This is a genomic window from Pseudorhodoplanes sp., from assembly GCF_050250235.1.
GTDB lineage: Bacteria > Pseudomonadota > Alphaproteobacteria > Rhizobiales > Xanthobacteraceae > Pseudorhodoplanes.
Genome location: NZ_JBFWPA010000025.1, coordinates 1 through 23,423 on the forward strand (window position 1 = coordinate 1; position 23,423 = coordinate 23,423).

Here is a 23,423-nt window from a genome sequence, read left to right on the forward strand (position 1 = left end):
AACATCGTCCAGACATTCGCGACCGCGCCATGCTGGAGCGGAATTTCCGCGCAAAATTTGAAGAGTTGAACAGAGTCCGCCTTACTGACTCCGAGTTCGCCCGCCTGCTCGACGATATCGTCACGCCGGACGTATTCACCGCCGCCAGCAGACTACGCGAGCGTAACAGCTTCACCCGAGATGACGGCACGCCGCTGAACTACACGCTCGTCAATATCAGGGACTGGTGTAAGAACTCGTTCGAGGTGGTCAACCAGCTACGCATCAACACAGACTACAGCCATCACCGCTACGACGTCCTGCTCCTGATCAATGGCGTCCCCGTCGTGCAGATCGAGCTAAAGACGCTCGGGATTAGTCCCCGGCGCGCGATGGAGCAGATTGTCGACTACAAGAACGACCCTGGCAACGGCTACACCAAGACGCTTCTCTGCTTCCTGCAGCTCTTCATTATCAGCAACCGCGATCGCACCTTCTACTTCGCGAACAATAACGCTCGGCACTTTGCCTTCGACGCCGAAGAGCGCTTTCTGCCGGTCTATGAGTTCGCCGACGTGAACAACAAGAAGATCGCGCACCTTGATAGCTTCGCCGACACCTTCCTCGTCAAATGCACGCTCGGCCAGACCATCAGCCGCTACATGGTACTGATCGCTACTGAACAAAAGCTTCTAATGATGCGGCCCTACCAAGTCTATGCGGCAAAGGCCATTGTCGACTGCATCAACCAAAACTGCGGGAATGGCTACATCTGGCACACCACCGGCAGCGGCAAGACGCTCACCTCCTTCAAGGCGTCGACACTGCTCAAGGACAACCCCGACATCGAAAAGTGCCTCTTTGTCGTAGACCGCAAGGACCTCGACCGACAGACGCGCGAGGAGTTCAACAGATTTCAAGAGGGTTGCGTTGAAGCAAACACCGATACCGCGTCCCTTGTGCGCCGCTTAGTTTCGGACGACTACGCTGACAAAGTCATCGTCTGCACGATCCAGAAGCTCGGGTTGGCGCTGGACAGCGCCAGCCGACGCAATTTTCGCGAGCAGCTCGAACCGCTACGCGACAAACGCATCATCTTCATCTTCGACGAATGCCACCGCTCCCAGTTCGGTGAGAACCACAAAGCGATCAAGGAATTCTTCCCGAACTCGCAGCTCTTCGGTTTCACTGGCACGCCGATCTTTGAGGAAAACGCGAGCCGTGTGCAGGTCGACGATCAACAGGCCTCGCTGAAGACCACGGCCGATCTATTTCAGAGGCGATTACACGCCTACACAATCACGAACGCTATCGAGGACGCAAACGTCCTCCGCTTCCACGTCGACTACTTCAAACCCGAAGCCAAGAACCCGCCGAAGCCGGGCGAGCCGCTCGCGAAACGAGCCGTTATCGAGGCCATCCTGGCAAAACATGACGCCGCCACAGGCGGCCGCAGGTTCAATGCGTTGCTCGCTACGGCGTCCATCAATGACGCAATTGAATACCACCGCTTGTTCGCCGAGCTTCAGGCGGAGAAGCAAAAAGCCGACCCGGACTTTCAGCCGCTGAATATCGCTTGCGTCTTTTCTCCGCCTGCTGAAGGCGATCCAGATGTCAGGCAGATTCAGGAAGACCTGCCGCAGGAAAAGGAGGACAACGCCGTCGAGCCAGAGAAGAAGAAGGAAGCGCTCAAAGCCATCCTAGCTAACTACAACGCCCGCTATGGGTCGAACCACACGATCGGCGAATTCGATCTCTATTATCAGGACGTGCAGAAGCGCATCAAAGATCAGCAATGGCCCAATGCCGACTTCCCACACGCGCAGAAAATCGACATCACAATCGTGGTGGATATGCTGCTTACCGGCTTCGATTCTAAGTATCTGAACACGCTCTATGTCGATAAGAACCTCAAGCATCACGGCTTGATTCAGGCTTTCTCACGCACCAACCGCGTGCTCAACGCCACCAAGCCCTACGGCAATATTCTCGACTTCCGCCAGCAGCAGGATGCGGTGGACGCCGCCATTGCGCTCTTTTCGGGCGAGACGGCCGGAGAGAAGGCCCGCGAAATCTGGCTCGTCGAAAAGGCGCCCGTCGTCATCCAAAAATTGGAAGGCGCCGTTCAGAAGCTCGACGCCTTCATGAAGTCTCAAGACCTCGACACCACGCCGGAAGCTGTCGCCAATCTTAAGGGCGACGCCGCGCGCGCCGTCTTCATCGAGCGCTTCAAGGAAGTGCAGCGTCTCAAAACCCAACTCGACCAATACACCGATCTGACTGACGGGGACACCGCCGCCATTGAGCAGATTCTGCCCAAGGAAAACCTGCTCGGTTTTCGCGGCGCCTATCTGGAGACTGCGCAGCGCCTCAAGGCCCAGCAAGGAAAAGGCGCGGACAAACCGAGCAAAGACGTTGATCAGCTCGACTTTGAGTTCGTCCTCTTTGCATCCGCCGTTATCGATTACGACTACATCATGCAGCTCATTGCCCGCTTTTCCCAACAAGCGCCGGGCAAGCAGAAGATGAGCCGTGAGCAACTCGTCGGCCTTATCCAGTCCGACGCCAAGTTCATGGACGAAGGCGAGAGCATCGCCGCTTACATCGGGACGCTGAAAGCAGGCGAAGGGTTAAGCGAAAAGGCCATCCGCGATGGCTACGTCCGCTTCAAGGTGCAGAAGGAAGCGGCGGAGCTGGCGGGCATCGCCGGCAAGCACGGGCTGGCGACGGCGACCCTACAAGCTTTCGTGGATGGGATTCTGCAACGCATGATCTTCGACGGCGAACAGCTCACTGATTTGATGGCGCCGCTCGGCCTCAACTGGAAAACTCGTCGCGAAAAGGAACTCGCCCTCATGGGTGACCTTCTGCCGCTGCTCACAAAGCGCGCCCATGGCCGCGATATCTCAGGGCTGAGCGCGTATGAGCAGTAAAGCGGACGTGACGAGCGTAGGAAATGGCGGCAAACGCGCGCTGACGCCTAGGCTGCGCTTTCCGGGCTTCAACGCACCTTGGGCAAACGAACCACTCGCTAAGGTGCTGTTTGAGCATAAACTAAAGAACACTGGGAGTCGGGATGTCTTCTCCGTTTCGATGGAAAGTGGCGTCGTCAACCAAATCGAACACTTAGGGAGAAGCTACGCCGCGAGCGATACAACGAATTATAACGTCGGACGGCGCTTCGATGTTGTTTACACGAAGAGCCCGCTGAAGGCCTTCCCCTATGGCATTGTAAAGCAGTGTAAGTTTGACGGAGAAGTTGCGCTATCACCGCTTTATGGCGTGTTCACGCCTACCAACCCTTATGTCGGCTTGATGGTCGAAGCCTATTTCGAATCGCCCAATCGCTCGCAAGCCTTTCTTGCGCCGCTTTGTCAGAAAGGCGCGAAGAACACCCTTCAGATCGCAAACGCGACCTTTCTTTCCGGGCGGTTACCGCTCCCGATCGAGACTGACGAACAGGAAAAGATCGCTGAGTGCCTTAGCTCCGTAGACGAGCTGATTGCAGTTCAGGCCCGGAAAGTGGAGGCGCTGAAGACGCACAAGAAGGGTCTGATGCAGCAGCTCTTCCCTCGCGAAGGCGAAACTGAACCCCGGCTCCGCTTCCCCGAATTTCAAGGCATGCGAGAGTGGCAGACCACAACCCTCGGCAACTACGTTGCGATTGGGAGTGGGCGTAGTCCATCGGGCATTATTCTCCGATCGGCAGGGGGGGTTCCCTTTGTCAAAGTTGAGGACCTGAACAACTGCACTAAGTATCAGATCACCGCACGCGAGTTCGCCGACGATCCGGGCGGCATGGTGCCGACAAACTCAATTATCTTCCCCAAACGTGGGGCCGCTATTCAACTGAACAAGATCAGAATCGCGGGGGTGGAGATTGTCATCGACACCAATATGATGGCGCTGACGGCACAGGGCGGGCTTACGGCAGAGTTTCTCTATTATTTCTTGGAAAACGTCGGCCTCGCGCACATTGCGGATACTTCGACTATTCCTCAAATAAACAACAAGCATATCATTCCTTTTCCGCTCGCGTTGCCGACTCCTCTCGAACAACAACGCATCGCCTCGTGCCTCGCCTGCCTCGATGACCTTATCGCATCTAAGCTCCAATATCTTGACTCTCTCAGGTCCCATATGGAAGGGCTGATGCAGCAGCTTTTCCCTTCGATGGAAGAAGCGCTGTGACACATGCCGAAATAGCCGAGGCGCTGAAGTCGTACAACGAACGTGTTATTCTAGCCTATGCCTTCAATGCCACCGGGAAAACACGGCTATGCGTCGCTTACAAAGATGCGACCAAGCTAGAGGACGGGACCCACACGGGCGTTTACTACAATGCATTTAGCGAGGATCTCTTTGTTTGGGAGAACGACGAAGGGAACGATGGTGCCGACAAGCGGCTCACCATCCGGCCGAGCAGTCTGAGCCGATTTCACGCCTCCCTCACTGAAGACAATATCCGAGACAAATTGAAAGCATATAATCCGAAATTCGGTTTTGAGCTCCGGCTGCATCAAGACGACCCTTCAAAGGGGATTGAGTCGATCTCGTTCTTTGTCCCAAATCCGAACCCGGACGTGGCGCAGCCGCCAATCAAGATTTCCAGAGGCGAAGAGCGCATATTTGTTTGGTGCTTCTTCTTGGCGTTGTTCGAAGTCGAAGGGTGGGCGGACGCGCAGTCGAACCACTTCTTTATAGATGACCCCGTTTCGAGCCTGGACGATCATCATATTTTCATAATGGCCGAAACGCTCTTTGAACTCATCGATAGGTACTACCAGAAGCGCAAGATCATCATCACAACTCATCACGTCGGCCTGTTCTCGATATTAAGCGGTTGGCTGAGAAAGGGCGATCAGCGGGACAAGTACGCGAAGCACATCAAGATATGCATTCTCAGCAGCAAGTCCGGCGCATTGTCGTTGGAGAGGGATAAGGACGATGTGCATCTCTATCACCTGAGGCTGCTCCAGATATTGGAACAAGCGAGAAGAGCCGACGACTTGCGCGCACATCACTTCGCATTGCTGCGCCAAGTGTTGGAGAATGTTGCCTCCTTTCTTGGCAAAGGACAGTTCGGGTATGTCCTCGATAAGATTGGGATTGAGAACGCCAACGATGTTGCGGATATCATCAACACTCTCTCGCACAAGAAGGTCTATTATTACGAGTCCGATCGCTTGGTGCCTGACCGGCGCCAAATGTTCGAAACTGTCCTGACCAAACTTCAGAAGACCTACAGCTTCGCGCTGCACGCAGAGTAACTCGATGAACGACCAAAGCCAAAAGCAACTGGGCAAGACGCTCTGGAACATCGCCGACCAGCTGCGCGGGGCGATGAACGCGGATGATTTCCGCGACTACATGCTGTCCTTCCTTTTTCTGCGCTACCTCTCGGACAATTACGAGATGGCAGCGAAGAAGGAACTGGGTCGCGACTATCCCGATCCCAATGCAATCGGCAACGGCGGGCGATCCTCCCTGTCTGTCTGGTACGAGCAGAATCCCGACGATGTGATGGCGTTCGAGAAGCAAATGCGGCTGAAGGCGCATTACGTCATCCAGCCGCCCCACCTCTGGAACAGCATCGCCTACATGGCCCGCACCCAGAATGGCGAATTGCTCAACACCCTGCAGGCCGGCTTCAAGTACATCGAGAATGAATCCTTCCAGAGCACGTTCAGCGGCCTGTTCTCGGAGATCAATCTCGGCTCGGACAAGCTCGGTAGGACCTACGCGGAGCGGAATTCGAAGCTCTGCACCATCATCACCAAGATCGCCGAAGGCCTAGCGGAATTTTCCTCGGACATCGATGCGCTGGGCGATGCTTACGAGTATCTGATCGGTCAGTTTGCCGCTGGCTCCGGCAAGAAGGCGGGCGAATTCTACACCCCACAACAGGTTTCAGACATCCTCTCGGGCATCGTGACGCTCGACAGCCAGGAGCCCTCGACCGGGAAGAAAGACCGCCTCGCCAGCGTGCTCGACTTCGCCTGCGGCTCCGGCTCGCTACTGCTCAATGTGCGCAAGCGCATGGGGCGGAACGGCATCGGCAAGATTTACGGGCAGGAAAAGAACATCACCACCTACAACCTCGCGCGCATGAACATGCTGCTGCACGGGGTGAAGGACACCGAGTTCGAAATCTACCACGGCGACACGCTCACCAACGACTGGGACATGCTGCGCGAGTTGAATCCAGCCAAGAAGCCCGCCTTCGACGCCATCGTCGCCAACCCTCCGTTCAGCTACCGATGGGAGCCGTCCGACGCGATGGGCGACGACGTGCGGTTCAAGAATTATGGCCTGGCGCCCAAATCCGCCGCCGACTTTGCCTTCCTGCTGCACGGCTTCCACTTCCTGAAAGATGAAGGCGTGATGGCCATTATTCTTCCGCATGGCGTGTTGTTTCGGGGCGGGGCGGAAGAGCGCATCCGCACCAAGCTGCTCAAGGACGGCCACATAGATACCGTCATCGGCTTGCCTGCGAACCTGTTTTACTCGACCGGCATTCCCGTTTGTATCCTCGTGCTAAAGAAGTGCAAGAAGCCCGACGATGTGCTCTTCATCAACGCCGCCGAGCACTTTGTGAAGGGCAAGCGTCAGAACCAGCTCACTGACGAACACATCGACAAGATCATCGACACCTACAAATTCCGCAGGGAAGAGGATCGCTATTCTAAGCGCATCGGCATGGAGCGGATTGCCGAGGAAGGTTTCAACCTCAATATCTCACGCTACATCAGCACAGCCGAGCAGGAAGCCGAGATCGATCTGACGGCCACGCACGCAGAGTTGGTCGAGATCGAAAAGGAGATTTGGACAGCAACAGAGAAGCACAACAAGTTTTTGAAGGAGCTTGGATTGCCGCTACTGCCAGGGCACGGGCAGTAAACGACACGATCACCACCGCCCGGATGAGGCCCACCTGTTATCAGATCGTGCGTCGGCCCTGGCCCGGTAAGGACTTCGTGAGGACGTACTGGCATTGTTCGACCTGCTTCAGAAGATGGAATCAACAAGGCAGCTCGCGAACGGCTAACGCGGCGACGCTAATGCCAAGTGTACCTCGCCGAATGGCCTCTCAGGGCTGCCGGGAGGCCCATACAGCGTTTCTGAGCCCAAAAGGCCAGAACTGCCGCCCCAGACCCCCGTCAGTACACAAGGACCATCAGAAGGTGAAACAGGCTAAGCCGTTGTTTTAACAATGAATAACAAGGATTGGTGCGCCGGAGCGAAAAAGAGGTTAGTTACCTTTTCCTATGATCTTTCAATGGCTTAGCTATTTAAATAGCTGCCTTTCCAAGGGCTTCGGCATTGAGAACAGTGAAAAACAATCCTTGGAAATCAACGGGCTCGATTGACTGGAATCCGCCCGTGCTGTACCTATTTCTCAAGAATTCAGAACGAAGTTGGAGGTAAGTGATGGCTCGCAAAGCGGAATTGATTAAGGCAGTTGCCTACATCCGCACCTCATCGGCCGCCAATGTCGGGTCCGACAAGGACAGCGAGCAGCGACAGCGGGCGGCTATTACGGCGTTCGCCAAGCGCTGCGGCTTCGTCCTGGTCGATGAGTTCAACGATGCGGCTGTGTCGGGCGCTGATCCGATAGAAACGCGCCGTGGCTTCGCGGCCCTGCTGGATCGAATTGAAGGCAACGGCGTCCGCACCGTCATCGTCGAGGATGCATCGCGGTTCGCCCGCGAACTGGTGACGCAAGAGCTCGGCATCATCGCCCTAATCAAACGCGGCGTGCGGGTGCTGACGGCGAGCGGGGACGATCTGACCGATAGCAGCGACCCGTCCCGCAAGATGATGCGCCAGATCGCGGGTTCGTTCGCTGAGTACGAAAAGGCTCGCCTGGTCGCCAAGCTCAAGGCGGCTCGCGAGCGCAAGCGTGCGGCGACTGGCAAGTGCGAAGGCCGCAAGAGCCATGCGGAGCGCAATCCTGAAATGGTGGCGGAAGCGAAGCGGCTGCACCGCAAGCGGCCGAAGGGCGGCCAGCTTTCATTGCGCCAGGTGGCGGCTCAGCTCGCAGAGCGTGGATATGTCAGTGCGACCGGGAAGCCGCTTTCGGCAAGCGCGGTAAGATCAATGCTGATCCAAGCCGTGAAGGCGGTCGACCAAGGCCGCCATCACTCAACGACTTGCGCGGCACCGCGGTGACGCCCTTCGCGCTCGCCGGGCTCGCCGCCCTGATTGATAGAGGCAAGAGCTCAACCGGGAAGCCTCCGCGGCACCCCGGGGATGGCGCTCGGTATCGCAGATCGGGTTGGACCATCGGGGATTTGTTGGACGCGGCACTGGCAACCCATCCGATTGACCCGGTAGTGACCGCACCGGATCGCCGGAATTAATTCCGGGCAACTGATGGCGGAAAAAACTGACGATTCACGGCACATTTACAACATTGTGGCAAGCGTGCCACAGTTGGACCCTATGTAGGGTGTTATCAGAGATAATCCAAAAGACTGTCGAGTCAGCAAAGGAGGAGGCCATGGCAAATGTTTTTGACACGGCTCAGTACATCCTGAGCAAGACTGGCGGCATTTCGACATGGAAGCTGCAAAAGCTGGTCTATTATTCCCAAGCTTGGCATTCGGTATGGTCGGATCAGTCTCTGTTCGATAGCCGAATAGAGGCTTGGGCAAACGGCCCCGTTTGCCCTGCGCTGTACGAACAGCACAAAGGCCGTTTCACGATAGATAATGTCGCACTGGGCAATGTAGATTCGCTAACCGCAGACGAGAAAGAAAGCATTGATGTCGTTGTGAACTATTACGGAAAGTATAACGGTCAACAGTTAAGCGACATGACCCACTCTGAGTCTCCTTGGCAAAAGGCCCGTGACGGCCTGTCGCCAAACGAACGCGGAAACGAAGAAATTACATTGGAAAGCATGGTCGAATATTACACGTCACTTTGAGGCAATGTTTTGGGTAGGGCCAAAGGACCCAAATCACGATTTAATCCCGGCATAAATCAAGTTCGCCAAAGCGTCGACCCTGACGCTTGGAAGAACGAGCCGGTGCGCTTCATTTTTTCTAGCTTTGATTGTGATGGCCCTTGGGGCGTGACTTCATTTTCTGAGTGCGACTGGAAAGAAGTTGCTGAAAAGCTAGAAAGCTTCCAGTCCATGAAATGGGATGAGATTTTGCGTGCGACCGGTTCCGTCAGTTCTGGGAACAACAATCACCACATAGAACTGGAAAAGCTTTCCGACGCAGCAAGGAGTCGACTTACAGACCTGCAGCACGATGTAGATACAGTTTTTTCGTTCCACCTTCGTGGCAAGTTGAGGGTCTACGGAATTCGTGATCGTCGGCAATGTCGCGTTCTATGGATCGATCCTTGGCACGACCCTACGCGAGGTGTTTGCCCGTCTCACAAGAGCTAGTGGCCTACTTTGCTTTTGCGAGTGGCCTATTTCGGCCAGTACCGCTTGGACCCTAGAGAGCAACCTCATCATCAGAGAACTCAGGCCAGTTACATCCGGCATCTTGGGCAAAACATGTTCCAAGTTGAAAATAGCGCGGTCAGCGGTAGCTTCACGATTCCCCGACACCGCTTCGGCGCGGGGCGCAGCTTCTCCACGAAAAATCAGTGGTCTACTTTGCTTGGGGGTTGCGAATTCGTTCGGACTGCAGCCGCCTTCGGAACCTGTGCGTGCGGGCCTCACGATCAATTAGCGCCGCCACTTGGCCCCACGACAAACCCCTCTCGCGCGCATCATGCGCCATCTGCAAAAACGTGCACCGCAGATCGGGATTGGCTGCCGATATCTCGTTAATCACCCTGAAATTTGCCCACTCGTTGAGATCCTTTTTCATAGACGACGGGGCCCGGTTCATTCTGAAATCTCGTAAACCGGCATCGCGCGCAGCAATTGGACCGAAGCCACGTCGCAGACTTGAAGGTGGTCCTTCCCGATATCGTGCCATGCGGAGCCTCCACAAAGGGCACCCAACTATAGCCGCACTCGAGTGAAGCGGGCAATCTACTGGCCCTTTTCAATTCAGGGTTTGTCCCTACCGTCTGCCGAAAAGATGCGGCCGACCGTCTCGACCAGCACCTCGTCATAGTCATTATCGGACCATGAGCCGACTGATCGATTGTGCTTGGCGGGGATCAGCTTGAGCGTCATCGCAGCGGAATAGCACGGCCGCTCGAACGTACATCCGCGCCGGGCCAGTTACCTTTGCGGTCGCGGCCCGACGAACACCTCATGAACTCACGTGTTGCGCCCGTGTTGCGCGGAGTGAATTGTAGAGCTTCGTAACCGATTGAAATCGTTGGAAACGCTTGGCAGCGATACGCAACACGGAAAATGCTGGGCAGAACCGGCCGCGGTTATAAAAAGCCAATGAAATCAAGAGACGACATGGCGACCCCGGGATGACTCGAACATCCAACCGCCGGATTAGAAATCCGATGCTCTATCCAGTTGAGCTACGGGGCCCCTTGTGCGCTCAAAGGCGCAGCAGCCGGAGGCCGGCTGGGCTTCGCCCGCTCATATAGCGGCGTTCGCCCGCCGCTTCAAACGTGACCGGCGTGCCCGGCGATATTTGCCGCTTCCGCATAGTCCGCCGGCCGCTATTCTTAAAGCATGCATGGGTGTTCGGCAGGAGAATTCGGGCACGGCCATTTCGCGATCCCGAACCACGCCGATCCATCCTGCGTCCGCTGGAAGAGGAGGTTTGCAATGACGATTCGCAACATCGCCGGTCGCCGCCTGGCCGGAGCCATCGCCATCGCCGTCTCTTTCGTGCTTGCGATTGCCTCGCCCATCCATGCCCAGACCGATCCGCTGCCGTCATGGAACGATGGCGCGGCGAAAAAGGCGATTATCGATCTCGTCACGCGTACGACGACGCAGGGCTCGGCCGATTTCGTGCCGGAGCCGGAGCGGATCGCGACCTTCGACAACGATGGCACGCTGTGGTGCGAAATGCCGTTCTATTTCCAGATGGCGTTTGCGTTCGACCGGATCAAGGCGATGGCTCCGCAGCATCCGGAATGGAAAACCAAGCAGCCATTCAAGGCGCTTCTGCAGGGGGACGTCGCGACCGCGGCGAAAGCCGGCGAGAAGGGGCTGTTGGCCATCGTTGCCGCCACCCATTCCGGGATGACCGTGCCGCAATTCGAAGGCGAGGTCCGCGAGTGGATCAGGACCGCGCGGCATCCGCGCTTCAAGCGCCCCTATAACGAACTGATCTATCAGCCGATGCTGGAGGTACTGAATTATCTGCGCGCCAACGGCTTCAAGACCTTCATCGTGTCGGGCGGCGGCATGGACTTCATGCGGCCCTGGGCGCCCGCGGCCTACGGCATTCCGCCCCAGCAGATCGTCGGCTCCTCCGGCGTGACGCAGTTCCGGCTGAACAAGGAGGGCAAGGGCGAATTGTTCAAGACCGCGAAGGTGGATTTCATCGACGACGGTCCCGGCAAGCCGGTCGGCATCAACCGGAATATCGGACGCCAGCCGATCATCGCCTTCGGCAATTCCGACGGCGATCTGCAGATGCTGCAATATACCAGTTCGGGTTCGGGCGCCCGGCTTGGCCTGTTTGTGCATCACGACGATGCGGTGCGGGAATATGCCTATGACCGCAAGTCGCAGATCGGAAAGCTCGACAAGGGGCTTAATGAAGCACCCAAATGGGGCTGGCCGATCATCTCGATGAAGAACGACTGGAAGGTGATCTTTCCGTTCGAAAAGCAGTGACGGGGGACCGTCATGTCAGGCCTCGATATTTTCGCCTGGATCGTGCTGATCGTGCTTCTCGCCAGTACGGTGTTCGTCATTATTTTCATGGCGATGCTACCAGGCATGATCGCAAAAAGGCGCGACCATCCCTGGATGACCGCGGTTCAGGTCGCCGGCTGGGTTACGCTGTTCTTCGGCTTCGTCCTGTGGCCGGTTGCGCTCATCTGGGCCTATGTGGACGTGCCCGCGCGTCGTGATAGCGGGGAGGCGGCGCGATGATCGTTGTGCTGCTCAATGTCTATTTGCTGGTCCTGTTCATTCTGGTGAAACTGCGAATTATCCCGTTCAACCTGTTCTGGAAGATTTCGCCACTCATCGTTCTCGTCCTGCTGCTGGTCGGCCTGTTCATTCCGATGAACTGGGGCGCCCCGCAGGGACCGGCGCTGGTGGTTCGCAATTCAGTGCCGATTGTTCCGAACGTGGCGGGCGAGGTGACCGAGGTCGCGGTTAGCGCAAATCAGCCCCTGCAGGCAGGCGACGTGCTGTTCAGGATCGATCCGGTCCCGCTCCAGGCGAACGTCGATGCACTGCAAGCGCAGCTCAAGTTTCAGGAATTGCGATTGTCGCAAATGACCCAGTTGCAGGAACGGCAGACCGGGCGCGCCTTCGATGTGGAGCAGCGGCAGGCCGAGGTCGACCAGTTGAAGGCGCAAGTCGATGGCGCAAGGTACAACCTTGAACAGACAGTCGTTCGCGCGCCGGCTGACGGCTATGTCACCAATCTCGCATTGCGAAAGGGAGCGCGTGTTGCGAATCTCCCGCTTTCGCCGGTGATGGCCTTCATCGACACCTCCGAGACGATCATCGGTGTCGAAATCCCGCAGATTGGCGCGCGCTATCTGGCACCGGGACAGCCGGTGGAACTGACCTTCAAGTTTTTCCCCGGCCAAATCGTCACCGGAAAGGTTCAGTCGATCCTCCAGGCGGTCGCGAGCGGGCAGACGCCGGTGTCCGGCTCTGCGGTGACGCCGGTCGCGATCCAGTCGGTGCCGTTTGTGGTTCGCGTAAAGTTGGATGACGAGCAGATCGCGCGCCGCCTGCCCGCCGGGGCGACGGGGGACGCCGCGATCTTCACGGATCGCGTCAAGCCGGCTCATGTGGTTCGAAAGGTGCTGCTGCGGCAGATCGCGATCGTGAATTATGTGTGGCCTTATTGACGCAGGGACGGCTTTCCGACTGCTCCCGCAGCGCAAAGCCATTCCGTAGTTCCGAGGCAGTTGCAATAATTCAACAGGGTCGGTCGTGAGAATTGGGGGGCGTCCATGACCAGGGGAAAAGCTAGTGGTGGCAGACATCGCTGGGCTGCGGCGGCAGTCATGGCGGGGGCGGCCATGTTCGCAGCCAAGCCGGCACTCGCCGACCAGGGCGGGGTGAGCTTCTGGGTGCCGGGGCTGTTCGGCAGTTTCGCTGCATCGCCGCTGGTGCCGGGCTTCAGCCTGGCGACGATCTATTATCACACCTCCGTGGACGCGAGCGGCAGCCTGGCGGCCGCCAAGCAGGTCGAGATCGGCCGGTTCCGGCCGCGCAACGTCAATATCAACCTCAGTGCGGATCTCGATCTGACGGGCCGTGCCGATCTGTTGTTCATGTCGCCGCAATATGTGTTCGAGCAGAAGATTTTCGGTGCCCAGCTCGCAGTGGTCATGCTCGCCGCGTATGGCCGCAATTCCGCGACCCTCGACGGCACACTGACCGCGTCCGTCGGTCCGTTGACGATTACGCGGCAGGGCTCGATTTCGGATTCCGTCACGGCGTTTTCCGATCTGTTTCCGCAGGTCAACCTGCGCTGGAACGCCGGCGCCCATAATCTCATGGTCTACGGCACGACCAATATCCGGGTCGGCAGCTACGAATCGACGCGGCTCGCCAATACCGGACTCGGTTTCAACGCTTGGGACACCGGCGTTGGCTACACTTATCTCGATCCGGCCAAGGGGCATGAATTGTCGGCGACCTTCGGCGTGACCTTCAACAACTGGAATCACGATACGAACTACAAGAACGGAACCGACTGGCATCTCGACATGGGGGCGGCGCAGTTTCTCAACAAGCAGTTCTTCATCGGCGCCGTCGGCTACGCCTACGATCAATTCTCGGCCGACGAGGGCTCACTGCCAATCCTGGGTCCGGTGAAGTCGCGCGTTTACGGCATCGGCCCCCAGATCGGCTACCTGTTTCAGGCCGCACCCGGTGTCGCAGGATTGCTGGCGGTCAAGGGCTATCACGAGTTCGACGCACGCCAGCGCCCGGAAGGCTGGAATGTCTGGGTGACCCTGAACCTGTCCCCGGCGGCGCCGCAGGAGCAGAAGCCGGTCTCGACGCCGCGGCCGCAATGGAAGTGAGGGCCGCGACCCGCATTCGCCAACGCAGGACCCCGTCGCGCAGCGGCGGGCTTGTCCGGAGATCCGTCGCGGCGATTTCGATCTTGTGATCGGACAATTTTTTCGCCGGTCGCCCCGCGTCACGACCTCGACACGTTTTGCCGTTGACCTAAAGTCGTCCCGTCGGCATTGCCGCCGCCGGGGAGGAGGATTTCGCCCATGTTCGCGCTCGTCCGCGCCGGCCTGTTTGCCGCGCTGTTGGCTTTCGTCTGCGTCCTCGCCATTTCCAGCACCGCGCCCATCCAGGCGCAGACGCAAGCAGCCGAGCAGCCATTTTCGCGCGACGATCTCGACGACGCGGCGGTCCGGCTCGAGGCGCAGATCAAGACCGATTCTGGTCAGGTGACGAAGCCCGCGGCGCAGCTTCGCCGCGAGATGGACGAGGCTTTCAAGAAGAACGACTTCCGCACCGGCCTGCAATTGCTTGGGCAGCTCGTCTCGGTGGAGCCCGACGATGCCACAAGCTGGCTGCGTCTGGCACGCAGCGTGTCGCAGATCCGTCCGGCCAACGAACGCGAACGCGTGCTGCTGCTGGAGCGGGCGGCAACCGCAGGCTACATCGCCTATGAGCGGTCCGACAATCCGGCCGAGCAGGCCGAGGCGCTGCAGATCATCGGCCGCTCGTTCGCCGAACGCCGGGTGTGGCGGCCGGCGCTCGACGCGCTGCGGCATTCGCTCGACCTGCGCGAAGCCGCCGAGATTCGCGCCCAATATGAGCGGCTGCGCGACGAGCATGGCTTCCGTCTGCTGGATTACAGCGTCGACGCCGATGCCGCATCGCCACGCGCGTGCTTTCAGTTTTCCGAGACGCTTCCCAGCAAGCGCACCGATTTCTCGCCGTTCATTTCCGTGCCAGGCATCGATCGTCCGGCCGTGACCGCCGACGAGAAACAGCTCTGCGTCGAGGGCCTGAAGCACGGCGAACGCTACACCATCACCCTGCGCGCCGGGCTGCCGTCCACCGCCGAGCCGCTGGCGCGCGCCGCCGATTTCACCATCTATGTGCGCGATCGCCGGCCGCAGGTCCGCTTCACCGGCAAGTCCTATGTGCTGCCGCGCAGCGGCCAGCAGGGCATCCCGCTGGTCGCGGTCAACAGCAAGGTCGCCAGGGTCGACATCTATCGGGTCGGCGACCGCAATCTGATCGACACCGTGCTCGGCAGCGACTTCCAGCGCGCGCTCAGCCGCTACGAGGCCGACCAGCTTCGCGACGAACGCGGCCAGCAGGTCTGGACCGGCGAACTTGCGCTCGAATATTCGCTCAACAACGAAGTCACCACCGCTTTCCCGATCGACCAGGCGCTCGGCGAACTGAAGCCAGGCGTCTACGTCATGGTGGCGGAGCCCAAGGACGCCGATCCCGGCGAGGACTTTTCTTCGCTCGCGACGCAATGGTTCATCGTCTCCGATCTCGGCATGACGGCCATCTCCGGCAATGACGGCATTCACGCGGCGGTCAACTCGCTCGCCTCGACCGCGCCGATCCCGGACATGGAGGTGCGGCTGCTGTCGCGCAGCAACGAGGTGCTCGCGATCCGTCGCACCGATGCCGGCGGTCGGGTGCAATTCGAATCCAATCTGACGCGCGGTGAGGGCGGCCTTGCGCCGGCGCTGCTCGTCGCGACCGGCCCTTCCGACTATGCCTTCCTCAGCCTGAAATCGCCGGCCTTCGACCTTTCCGACCGCGGCGTCGCCGGCCGAAAGGCACCGGACGGCCTGGACGCGTTCGTGTTCACCGAACGCGGCGTCTACCGCACCGGCGAGACCGTGCATATCACCGCGCTGTTGCGCGACGCCGCAGCGGTCGCGGCCGCTGCCGTGCCGCTGACAATGGTGATCGAGCGACCGGACGGGGTGGAATATCGCCGCAGCGTCTTGACCGACGGCGGGCTCGGCGGCCGCTCGCTCTCGCTGCCGATCGCTCAGACGGCATCCACCGGCACCTGGCGGGTGAAGGCGTTCACCGATCCGAAGCGGCCGGCCATCGGCGAAACCACCTTCATGGTGGAGGATTATTTGCCGGACCGGCTCGAATTCGAGCTCGCCGCACCGGCCGGCAAGATTTCAGCCGATGCTGCGGCCGAGGTCACGCTGAATGGCCGTTTCCTCTATGGCGCACCGGCCGCCAATCTCGGGATCGAGGGCGAAATCCTGCTGAGTGCGGCGAAGGAACGTCCCGGTTTCCCCGGCTACCGGTTCGGCACCAGCGAACCGGTCGAAGCCGAGCAGCAGCCGCTGACGGATCTGCCTTCAACCGACGACGACGGCAAGGCGACCTTCGAGATTGCCCTCGACGCGTTGCCGACCACCGAACGTCTGCTGGAAGCGCGCATCACGGTTCGGCTCGCCGAGTCCGGTGGCCGCGCGGTCGAGCGCAAGCTCACGCTGCCGGTGACGCCCGCGACCGACATGATCGGCGTGCGCCCGCTGTTCAACGGCCGCTCGCTCGGCGAAAGCGACAATGCCGGCTTCGACATCATCATGGTCGATCCCGACGGCAAGCGGATCGCGAGGCCGGGGCTGCGTTATGAATTGCTGCGCATCGAGAGCCGCTATCAATGGTACCGGCAGCACGGCTACTGGAACTACGAACCGGTCAAGTCGACGCGCCGTATCGCCAATGGGACCATCGATGTCGCCGCTGACGGCCAGCCCGCGCGCATCGCCTTGCCGGTCACCTGGGGCCGCTATCGCCTCGAAGTGTCCGACGCGAATGGGGCGGTGACCGCGGTGCCGTTCGATGCGGGCTTCTATGCGGAAGCCGGGTCCGATACGCCCGATCTCCTGGAAATCGCCCTCGACAAGCCGGAATATCGCGCCGGCGATGTCATGAATGTCGCCGTTACCGCGCGCAGCGACGGTCGCGTCACGCTGAATGTTGTCGGCGATCGCATGCTGTCGACGGTCACCGCCGACGTGAAGACCGGCATCAACCAGATTCAGTTGCCGGTTGGGAAGGACTGGGGCAACGGCGCCTATGTGGTTGCGACCTTGCGCCGGCCGCTCGACGCCGCGGCCAAGCGCATGCCAGGCCGCGCCATCGGCGTGCAGTGGTTTGCGGTCGACAAGGCCGCACGCCTGCTCGGCATGGACATGACCCTGCCGCAGGTCATCCGGCCCAACACCACCCTGCGGGTCCCGGTGAAGCTCACCGGCCTCCATCCGGGCGAGGAAGCGCGAATCGTCGTCGCCGCGGTCGATGTCGGAATTCTCAATCTCACCAATTACAAGCCGCCGGCACCGGACGAATATTTCCTCGGTCAGCGGCGGCTGAGTGCGGAACTGCGCGACCTTTATGGTCAGCTCATCGACGGCATGCAGGGCTCGCGCGGCGCGATCCGCACCGGTGGCGATGACGGCGGCGGCGCGCTCGAGGGCTCGCCGCCCTCGCAGAAGCCGCTCGCGCTGTATTCCGGCATCGTGCAGGTGAAGGCCGATGGCACCGCGGAAGTGGCATTCGACATTCCGGCCTTTGCCGGCACCGCGCGCGTCATGGGGATCGCCTGGAGCCGGGATCGCGTCGGCAAGGCCGCGGGCGACGTCATCATCCGCGATCCGGTGGTGGTCACGGCGACGCTGCCCCGCTTTCTCAATACCGGCGACAGGTCGACGCTTCATGTCGATATCGACAATGTGGAAGGGCAGGCTGGTGATTACGCGGTGACGCTGACCGCGAAGGGACCGACCGGCACCACCGGCAAGGTTGCCGACACCGTGACGTTGCGCGCCAGGGAACGGCGCGCGCTCTCGTTCCCGCTCGAAGTTTCGAGCGCCGGCATGGCCGCCATCACCGTGAGTGTGACCGGGCCCGCCGACTTCAAGCTCGATCGCGAATACGCGCTCCAGGTGCGCCCGGCAAACCAGATTCTGACCCGACGGACGGTGCGCCAGATCGCCAGGGGCGAGAGCATCACGCTGTCCAGCGATCTGTTCGCCGATCTGGTGGCCGGCACCGGCAGCGTCGCGCTGTCGGTCGGACCGTCCACCGCGCTCGATGCGGCGGCGATCCTGAAGGCGCTGGACCGCTATCCGTTCGGCTGCTCCGAACAGATCGCGAGCCGCGCGCTGCCGCTCCTGTATGTCAACGATCTCGCGGCGTCATCGCAGCTCGCACTCGACACCGACGCCGATCAGCGCATTCGCGACTCGATCGAGCGGCTGCTGGCGCGGCAGGGTGCCAACGGTTCATTCGGCCTGTGGTCGTCCGGCGGCGACGATCCGTGGCTCGACGCCTATGTCAGCGACTTCCTGACCCGCGCGCGGGAGCGCGGCTTTGCGGTGCCGGAGGTTGCCTTCCGGCTCGCACTCGACCGGCTGCGCAACAACATCGCGACCGCGCCGGAGCCCTCGAAGGATGGCGGCCGCGAACTTTCCTATGCACTGTATGTGCTGGCGCGCAATGGCGCGGCTCCGGTTGGCGATCTGCGCTACATCGCCGACACCAAGCTGGCCGCGGTCGCAACCCCGATCGCCAAGGCGCAGATCGCTGCGGCGCTCGGCCTGCTCGGTGACAAGGCCCGCGCCGATCGCGTCTTCCAGGCGGCACTCGACCAGTTGTCGCCGCAGCCGAAGCTGGAATTCGGCCGCCAGGATTACGGGTCGGCGCTGCGTGACTCGGCCGCTCTGGTCACCCTTGCCTCCGAAAGCAACGCGCCGCGTCCGACAATCGCTGCCGGCGTCTCCCGTATCGAGGCCGCGCGGCAGCTTTCGGTCCAGACCTCGACGCAGGAGAATGCCTGGCTCGTGCTTGCCGCGCGCGCGATTTCGAAGGATGCCGCAGGCGTTGCAATGACCGTCAACGGGACGGCAAGAAAAGGCGCGCTCTATCGCAGCGTGAACGCGGCCGGCCTCGCGGCTGCGCCGTTGCGGGTGGAGAATACCGGCGAGGAGACATTGCAGGCGGTGGTTTCGGTGACCGGAGCACCGATCGTACCCGAGCCTGCGGCGGAAAGCGGGTTCAAGATCGAGCGCAATTACTTCACGCTCGACGGCGAACCGGTCGATATCGCCAACGCCAAGCGGAACCAGCGTTACGCGGTGGTGCTGAAAATCACTGAGGCGCAGCCGCAATTCGGGCGGATCATCGTCGCCGATTACCTGCCGGCCGGCCTTGAGATCGACAATCCGCGGCTCGTATCGTCCGGCGAGACCGGCACGCTCGGATGGATCGAGCTTGCCAAGGCCCCCGAGCATGCCGAATTCCGCGACGACCGCTTCACCGCGGCGTTCAACCGCGACGGCAAGGATGCGGCGATTTTCACCGTCGCGTATGTGGTGCGCGCGGTGGCGCCCGGCACCTACACCCATCCGCAGGCTATGGTCGAGGATATGTACCGCCCCGACCGCTTCGGTCGCACCGCAACCGGCAAGATCGAGGTCACGACCGGAAAATGAGGCGCATTGCCGTCACCGCGTCGATTGCCGTTGCGCTGTGTACAGGCGGTGCGGTTGCCTTCGGGCTGTGGGTGCCGTCCCTGCCGCCGTTGCCGCGCCTTGATGCGCTGCCTCATTCGGTGGAGGTGGTCGACCGCGAGGGGCGTCTGCTGCGGCCCTACGCGACCGGCGACGGTCGCTGGCGGCTCAAGGCGGCGGTGGCGGATGTCGATCCGCGCTATCTCGACATGCTGATTGCCTATGAGGACCGGCGGTTTCGTTCGCATCGCGGCGTCGATCCGCTGGCGCTGACGCGGGCGGCCTGGCAATGGCTCGCGCATCGCGAGATCGTCTCCGGCGCATCCACCATCACGATGCAGGTCGCACGCCTGCTGGAGCCGCGGATGGAGCGGACGCTTGGCGCGAAGCTCCGACAGATAGTGCGGGCGGTCGAACTCGAACGCAGCCTGAGCAAGGATGACATCCTGTCGCTCTATCTGTCGCTGGCGCCCTATGGTGGCAATCTCGAAGGCGCACGCGCGGCGTCGCTCGCCTATTTCGGCAAGGAACCGAAGCGGCTGTCTCGCGCGGAGTCGGCACTTCTTGTCGCGCTGCCACAATCGCCGGAAGCGCGACGGCCCGACCGCTCTCCACAACGCGCGCGCAGCGCACGCGACCGCGTGCTCGACCGTGTCGCGCCTGCGATCGGCATACCCGCCGATGAAATCGCGGCCGCGAAAGCCGAAATTGTGCCGGCGTTACGCAGGGCGATGCCGGCATTCGCACCGCATGCGGCCGATCAGACGGTTGCGGCCGCGCCCGATGCCGGCATTCATGAACTCACGATCGACGCCCGCCTGCAGCGGGCCTTCGAGGCGCTGGCGCGCGAGCGGTCGGCTGCCCTCGGCGCCGGTATCTCGGTTGCGATCCTTGCTGTCGACCATGCGAGCGGCGAGGTTCTCGCGCGCGTGGCATCGGCCGATTATTTCGACGCGAACCGCGCCGGGCAGGTGGACCTGACCCGCGCGTTGCGCTCACCGGGGTCCGCGCTCAAGCCGTTCATTTACGGTCTGGCCTTCGAGGACGGTCTGGCGCATCCGGAGACGCTGATCGACGATCGTCCGGCGCGCTATGGCAATTACGCGCCGGAGAATTTCGATCTCACCTTCCAGGGCACGGTGTCCGTTCGCAAGGCCCTGCAATTGTCGCTCAACGTGCCGGCCGTTGCGTTGCTGGATCGCGTCGGGGCAGCGCGGCTGACCGCACGGCTGGCACAGGCCGGCGGCGGCATGGTGTTTCCGAAGGGCGAGGTGCCCGGCCTTGCCATGGGACTGGGCGGCGTTGGCGTCACGCTTGCCGATCTCACCATGCTGTATTGCGGTCTCGCACGCCAGGGCACGACCATGGCGCTGGTCGAGCGCCGCAGCGAATTGCCGCTGGCGCGGCCGCCGCGCCGTCTGCTCGATCCGGTTGCGGCGGCGTATGTCGGGCAGGTGCTGCTTGGCACGCCGCCGCCGGAAAATGCCGCACGCAACCGCATCGCCTTCAAGACCGGCACGTCCTACGGCTATCGTGATGCCTGGGCGGTTGGCTTTGACGGGCGGCGCACGATCGGCGTGTGGGTCGGCCGGCCCGACGGCGCCCCGGTTCCGGGCATCCTCGGCCGCACGGCAGCAGCGCCGATCCTGTTCGATGCCTTCGCCCGCACCGGTGAACTGCCGGCTCCGCTGCCGCCCGCGCCAAAGGGCGCAATCCTCGCCGCAAACGGCAAGCTGCCGCCGCCGCTGCGCCGCTTCAATCCCGACGGCCTTGCGGGGCAGAATGCCGAGCGGGTGCGCATCATGTTTCCGCCCAATGGCGCGCGGCTTGAACTCGCGCTGGCCGGCGGGCGGCCGGAGCCGGTGGCGCTGAAAATCTCGGGCGGGGTTGCGCCTCTCACGGTGCTGGTCAACGGCGTGCCGCAGGAGCGCGGCTCCGGGCGCACGATTTTCTTCGCCCCGCAGGGGCCGGGTTTCGTACGGCTGACCGTTGTCGATGGAAAAGGCACAGCCGACAGCGTGATGGTCCGGTTGCAGTAACCCGTTCTTCCCGGTAGCGCGCTTTTTCCCTATGGTCCGGCCCGCATGGCGACCGGTTCGGGCAATTTCAGCTTCAGGACACGCGATCCGCGCGAGACCTGGCAACGGGGACTCGGGGGATTGCTCGACTATGCGTCGGCAACCGATACGCGTGCGATCGTCATTCTTGTCGTCTTCGCCCTGCTCGCATTCCTTCCCGGCCAGGCGAAAATACCGCCCATCGACCGCGACGAGGCGCGCTTCGCGCAGGCCACCAAGCAGATGGTGGATACCGGCGACTATATTGACATCCGGTTTCAGAACGAGTTGCGCTACAAGAAGCCGGTCGGCATCTACTGGCTTCAGGCGGCGGCGCTGAAGGTGGCGGAGACCGTCACCCGCCGTGAGATGGACACCCGGATCTACGTCTACCGGATACCCTCCCTGATCGGGGCGGTGGGAGCGGTCATCGCCACCTTCTGGATCGCGGCCATGTTCGTCAGCCGCCGTGCGGCGCTGCTCGCGGCGATCATGATGGCGTCCTCGATCCTGCTTGGCGTCGAGGCGCGCCTCGCCAAGACCGATTCGATGCTGCTGCTGATGGTGATCCTGTGCATGGGCGCCATGGCGCGCGCCTATCTGCCGCGAAGCGAAGGCGAGCGCGACAATCCCGCGCTGCCATTCGTGTTCTGGATCGCGCTCGCAATCGGGGTCCTGCTGAAGGGACCGCTGATCCTGATGTTCGTCGGATTGCCGATCGCGACGCTGGTCGTGGTCGACCGGTCGGCGTCGTGGCTGAAACGGCTTCGGCCGCTGATCGGATTGCCGGTGTTTCTGCTGCTGGTCTTGCCGTGGTTTGCCGCGATCCAGATGCGCACCGGTTCGGCCTTCCTGTCCGATTCGATCGGCGGCGACATGCTGAGCAAGGTCTATAGCGGGCAGGAGGGACATGGCGCGCCGCCGGGCTATTTCATCTTCCTGTTCTTCTTCACATTCTGGCCGGCGTCGCTGCTGGCCGGCATGGCCGTGCCGGGAGTGTGGCGGGATCGTTCGGAAACACCGGTGAAGTTCCTGCTGGCGTGGCTGGTTCCGGCCTGGATCGTGTTCGAAATCGTGATCACCAAGCTGCCGCATTACGTCCTGCCGCTTTATCCCGCCATCGCGATCCTGCTCGCGCGCGCCATCGAGACCGGACAGATGACCCGCAGGCGCTGGATGGAATGGGGCACCTTCTGGTGGTTCGCGGTCCCGGTTCTGATCTTTGCCGGGTCGCTGTTTCTTCTCCTGCGATACGAAGGCGAACTCGGCTGGCGGGCATGGCCGTTCCTCGCGGCAGCGATGGTGTTCGGCTTTCGCGCGTGGTGGCTCTACGATGTCGACGGGAACGAACGCTCGCTGCTGCGCGCCGCGGTGACCACGCTGCTGCTGTCGATCGCGGTCTATTGGTCGGTCATTCCCTCGCTCGCCGCGATATTTCCGAGCGTCGCGATCCAGCGCACCGTGCATGCGTCCGAATGCAAGAATCCGTGGGTGGCCGCCGCCGGCTATCACGAGCCGAGCATGGTGTTCCTGTCGGGGACCGACACCGCGCTGACCAGCGCGGCAGCCGCCGCCGATTTTCTCAAGGGCGGCGACGAGTGCCGCTTCGCGGTGGTGGATCATTCGGTGGAGCGCACCTTCGTGCGGCGTGCCGAGGCGATCGGGCTGCGCTATGTGCAGGCCGCGCGCTTCCAGGGCTACAGTCTTGGAAGCGGCGGACGGGTGTCGCTGCGGATCTATCGCGCACGCGGCAATCAGTGACGGACATGTGACGACAGCGCGACGGCGCTGTCGATAGCGTCACGCCGGTGTCATTCAATC

At 61.1% G+C, this 23,423-nt stretch carries 13 protein-coding genes and 1 tRNA gene; 13 read left to right on the forward strand and 1 reads right to left on the reverse strand.

The annotated features are described in order from the left end of the window. The 6 genes from AB7F49_RS13385 to AB7F49_RS13410 form a co-directional block, all read left to right on the forward strand. On the forward strand, positions 1–2,912 hold a 2,912-nt coding region (locus AB7F49_RS13385), incomplete at its 5' end, for a type I restriction endonuclease subunit R (protein WP_428523069.1). Beyond that, positions 2,902–4,170 (forward strand): restriction endonuclease subunit S, encoded by a 1,269-nt coding sequence (locus AB7F49_RS13390; RefSeq protein WP_428523071.1) that lies wholly within the window; start codon positions 2,902–2,904, stop codon positions 4,168–4,170. The genes AB7F49_RS13385 and AB7F49_RS13390, both read left to right, overlap by 11 nt. Beyond that, entirely contained in the window at positions 4,167–5,249 is a 1,083-nt protein-coding gene (locus AB7F49_RS13395; protein WP_428523073.1) for an AAA family ATPase, read from the forward strand. The genes AB7F49_RS13390 and AB7F49_RS13395 overlap by 4 nt, the downstream gene beginning before the upstream one ends. A gap of 4 nt (positions 5,250–5,253) precedes the next feature. Continuing rightward, a complete protein-coding gene (locus AB7F49_RS13400) occupies positions 5,254–6,879 on the forward strand; it encodes a type I restriction-modification system subunit M (protein WP_428523075.1) in 1,626 nt (541 codons plus the stop codon). A 531-nt stretch (positions 6,880–7,410) separates the two neighbouring features. Then, entirely contained in the window at positions 7,411–8,151 is a 741-nt protein-coding gene (locus AB7F49_RS13405; RefSeq protein ID WP_428523077.1) for a recombinase family protein, read from the forward strand. A gap of 331 nt (positions 8,152–8,482) precedes the next feature. Continuing rightward, positions 8,483–8,911 carry a Panacea domain-containing protein gene (locus tag AB7F49_RS13410; RefSeq protein ID WP_428523079.1) on the forward strand — a complete coding sequence of 143 codons (429 nt, stop codon included), beginning with the start codon at positions 8,483–8,485 and terminating at the stop codon, positions 8,909–8,911. 1,456 nt (positions 8,912–10,367) lie between these two features. Here the strand turns inward: AB7F49_RS13410 and AB7F49_RS13415 are convergent. Then, positions 10,368–10,444: transfer RNA gene (locus AB7F49_RS13415), tRNA-Arg, on the reverse strand. 243 nt (positions 10,445–10,687) lie between these two features. On the opposite strand from AB7F49_RS13415, the gene AB7F49_RS13420 reads away from it, so the two are divergent. The 7 genes from AB7F49_RS13420 to AB7F49_RS13450 all read left to right on the forward strand — a co-directional run bounded on the left by AB7F49_RS13420 (position 10,688) and on the right by AB7F49_RS13450 (position 23,363). After that, the gene (locus AB7F49_RS13420; protein ID WP_428523081.1) at positions 10,688–11,710 is read left to right on the forward strand and encodes an HAD family hydrolase; all 1,023 of its coding nucleotides are present in this window, start codon (positions 10,688–10,690) and stop codon (positions 11,708–11,710) included. 12 nt (positions 11,711–11,722) lie between these two features. Beyond that, complete coding sequence (locus AB7F49_RS13425; protein ID WP_428523082.1) at positions 11,723–11,971, forward strand: DUF3302 domain-containing protein; 249 nt, start codon at positions 11,723–11,725, stop codon at positions 11,969–11,971. Further along, complete coding sequence (locus AB7F49_RS13430) at positions 11,968–12,909, forward strand: HlyD family secretion protein (RefSeq protein WP_428523084.1); 942 nt, start codon at positions 11,968–11,970, stop codon at positions 12,907–12,909. Before AB7F49_RS13425 ends, AB7F49_RS13430 begins: the two co-directional genes overlap by 4 nt. 105 nt (positions 12,910–13,014) lie before the next feature. Beyond that, complete coding sequence (locus AB7F49_RS13435; RefSeq protein WP_428523086.1) at positions 13,015–14,094, forward strand: SphA family protein; 1,080 nt, start codon at positions 13,015–13,017, stop codon at positions 14,092–14,094. Between the two features lie 198 nt (positions 14,095–14,292). Beyond that, complete coding sequence (locus AB7F49_RS13440; protein ID WP_428523088.1) at positions 14,293–19,527, forward strand: alpha-2-macroglobulin family protein; 5,235 nt, start codon at positions 14,293–14,295, stop codon at positions 19,525–19,527. Beyond that, the gene (gene pbpC / locus AB7F49_RS13445; RefSeq protein WP_428523090.1) at positions 19,524–21,584 is read left to right on the forward strand and encodes a penicillin-binding protein 1C; all 2,061 of its coding nucleotides are present in this window, start codon (positions 19,524–19,526) and stop codon (positions 21,582–21,584) included. Before AB7F49_RS13440 ends, pbpC begins: the two co-directional genes overlap by 4 nt. A 45-nt stretch (positions 21,585–21,629) precedes the next feature. Continuing rightward, on the forward strand, positions 21,630–23,363 hold the full coding sequence (locus AB7F49_RS13450) for an ArnT family glycosyltransferase (protein WP_428523092.1): 1,734 nt from the start codon (positions 21,630–21,632) through the stop codon (positions 23,361–23,363). Positions 23,364–23,423 lie beyond the last annotated feature (60 nt).